General features: G+C 40.6%; 2 protein-coding genes and 1 pseudogene. All 3 read left to right on the forward strand.

What is annotated here, in order from left to right:
- Positions 1 to 859: pseudogene (locus tag PVV69_RS09445) on the forward strand (hypothetical protein); the annotation flags it as partial.
- 3 nt (positions 860 to 862) lie between these two features.
- Positions 863 to 3013 carry a hypothetical protein gene (locus PVV69_RS09450; protein WP_273757301.1) on the forward strand — a complete coding sequence of 717 codons (2151 nt, stop codon included), beginning with the start codon at positions 863 to 865 and terminating at the stop codon, positions 3011 to 3013.
- Between the two features lie 15 nt (positions 3014 to 3028).
- On the forward strand, positions 3029 to 3321 hold a 293-nt coding region (locus PVV69_RS09455), incomplete at its 3' end, for a transglycosylase SLT domain-containing protein (protein WP_273757302.1).

A 3321-nucleotide genomic window follows, 5' to 3' on the forward strand; every position in this document is an offset into this window, starting at 1 on the left:
TCATGCAGGGGATAAACAAAGAGGACAAGTTAATCAAACGGTCGAATATCTGAAGTCTAAAGGCTACAGTGAAGAAGAAGCGCGGGTTATGGCAAGTAATCCTCAAATGCTTAGTGCACTGTTGACAAATCCTGATCAAGAAAAGCTCATTACTGGATTTAGATGGTATACCAATCCAGAGACTGGTGAACGTGAAATGAGACCGATTAAAGGCTCTCCACAAGAACTTGAGTATAATCAGAAGTTACAAGCACAGAAAGAATGGGAGAGTAGAAAGAGAAACAATATGTTTGCCACCAAGATGCATTTGCGTGCTGGATTAAATGATTTGAAAGCTGCTGTTGAACTTCTTAGAAAAGGTAAAGAGAGCGGGTTTACTCGATGGTTCACGCAAGGAGTTGGAGGAGGTCAGGGGTACAGATTAAAAGGATTATTAGAGGGAATTAGAGGTGGAATTCTAAAGACGGTATTTGAAAATCTAAAATCCATGAGCGCTAGTGGAGCAGTAGGGACGGGTCCTATATCAGATTTTGAAAGTAAGGCGCTATCATCAATGTTTGGTTCTTTGGACGTTGGGCGTAATAAAAAGGAATTGGAGAGGACTTTACAGGTAATTGAAACAGCATTTAATTTTTTCAATAAGCATAATGATCTTCAACTGTATAATGCATTAACAGGTCAGGCTTTAGACACGCCCCAAGAAATCTCGGATCAATATTTTGTAGATTCACCAATGTCGCAAGGAGGCAGTGCCAATGTTCCAAGAATAAGTAGTATAGAAGAAGTTAACAAATTTCCTTCTGGTACGAAGCTTATCATAAATCATAATGGTGAAACCCTTGAAATTAGGAAGAAATAAATCATGGTTCATTATAAAAACTCTAAACCAGAACCGCTCCCTTATTTGGGTCCTAATATCGAGGTTATTCGACGTATTCCGTATAATGAATTTGAAAAGTTGAAAGGAGAATCCCTCCCTTATTTAGGTCCTAGTATAGAAGTCATTCGTCGTATTCCTAAGGAGGAACTTGAAACATCACCCCCTTCTCCAGAGATCACGCAAGGCGAAGCATTTTGGAACTCTTTAAAACATGGTTTGAGTTTTAATTTAGATGATGAAATTGCAGGGATTACAGCGGCAGGACGTAAATCTGATGATCAGTGGGCAATAAAGGCTTTTTGGGATGGGCTTATCGACTATTGGAGTGGAGATAAGCAAACCAGAGAGAAATATGAGAAAGAAGCCAATAAAATACGTGATTATCAACGTAGAGTAAGTGATACACATTATTGGACGTCTTTAGGAGGAAATATTTTAGGATCAATAATCCCTTCACTTGCAACTTTAGGAATAGGAGGGGCAGCAAGATTAGGAATTCTTGGGTCCAAATTAGGTCAAGCATTCTCAAAATCTGGTCCATCTCGTATAGGAGCAGTAGTAAACCCGTTTTTAGGTATCACGAACAAAACAACGTTACCTCATTTGCTTAAAGTTGGAGCGGCATCTGGTGCATTACATGGAGCAGGAGAGGGCGAAGGATTAGGGAATACATTTACCAGTACATTAGCTGGTGCTGGTTTAGGAGCGGGAGGGACATTGGTCGGAAGTGCTTTAGGTCATTTGGCTGGTTCTACTGTTGGTGGAATAGGAAGACTTTTTTCTCCGTCTCATAAGCAAGGCGTTGAAAAAGCAACATTAAGAGCAATCAGTAAACATTTAGGTAGTGAGGCATCTGAGGAGCTAGGAGAATCTTTTAAGAAAGCTGTTCTTACTGATTACGTAGCCGATCATAGTCCATTTTTACAAGATCTTGTTTTTGATATCGCGCAAAGAAACCAAGGGGCTTATCTTGATTTGACCCAAAAAGCTTCTCAAAGGGCGCTTGGAGGAGGAGAGCGTATTCATCAAGCAGCAGATAAATACTTTGTTCCTCGTCAAAACGTTGTAGGTTTAAAAGGAGATCTTATCGCGAGTAGAGAGGCAGCATCTCATGATCTTTACGAAATAGCCAAGAAGACCCCGATAGGGAAACACCATTATGGCGCCCTTAATGAATTAATGAAACGCCCTTATTTCAGACAAGCTTATAGAGAGGGGCTACAAGAGTTCACGAGTAAAGGCATAGAAGTTGGTCCATTTTCTTCTGCAAAATTTGATCTCCTTACAGAAAAACCCAACATGGGTGTCCTCCATGAAACGAAGGTTAAACTTGGTCTTATGAAAGATGCAGCCGAAAAGATAGGAGATAATAGTAAAGTTCATACCTTAGTTGATATCCAGAAAAAATTGTTAGAGATTATGGATGCTGTATCGTCAGAATATAAGAAGGCACGTGGATTATATCATCAATATAGTTCTCATGTAGATGCTATGGATGAAGGCTCCAAAATCCTTAGCAAGGCGCTTAATAAGGATGAGTTCAGTAAAATTTTTGATGAATTACCAAAGGGACAACAAGAGTACTTTCAAAAGGGCTTAAGGGGACAACTTTTAGATGACATGGATCAAACACAAGATAAAGTTTCTAAGGCAAAGGAGATTTTTGATACGGACGACCTGTATAATAGGTTTGCAAAGGTTTATGGAGCCGATAAAGCTTCTGCTGTTAAGAATGTTGTCAAGAGAGAAGCCGATTATGCAGATTTTTACAACAGAATACCAAATCGTATAGCGGATAAAAATATATCTTTTACGCATAATGTCAATGTCCCAACGAGTAAACATGATGCAGCCATGCAAGCAGGGAAAGCAGCGTTGAAAGCTTCTTGGATACCTTTCAAAGAAGCAGCGTTTAGAGAGCGTCAACGTATTGAAAAGGATGTCGTCAAGTTGTTGACAGGTGGTTCAGATATTTCGAATAAGAAAATTGTAGAGCTCATTCAAAGCATGGTTAGAGCGCAAGAGAAAGGATATGCTACGAAAGAATGGGTGAAAAAACTGTCTGCTGCTTTGTTTGGGGGTGGAGGAAAAGCCTCAATAGAGGATTTGAATGTATTGAGTGCGTTTGAGTAAGGGGAGCATTAAATTATGACCCGTTATAGTCCTTTAGTCGATCAAGCGATACGTCAAGCAGCGGCGCGGTATGGCTTGCCGGAAAGCTATTTATACCGTGTTGCGCAAGTGGAAAGTGGTGGCAATCCCAATGCAAGGAATCCACGTTCTTCTGCTGGTGGTCTGTATCAGTTTATAGATAGCACAGCCAAACAATATGGCTTACAAGACCGCTTTGACCCCATACAAGCAGCTGATGCGATGGGTCGGTTCACACGGGACAATCGTAACCATTTAAGCCGTGTTTTGGGGAGAGCACCAACAGAGGC

It is taken from the genome of Bartonella sp. MM73XJBT (genome assembly GCF_028618465.1).
GTDB lineage: Bacteria > Pseudomonadota > Alphaproteobacteria > Rhizobiales > Rhizobiaceae > Bartonella.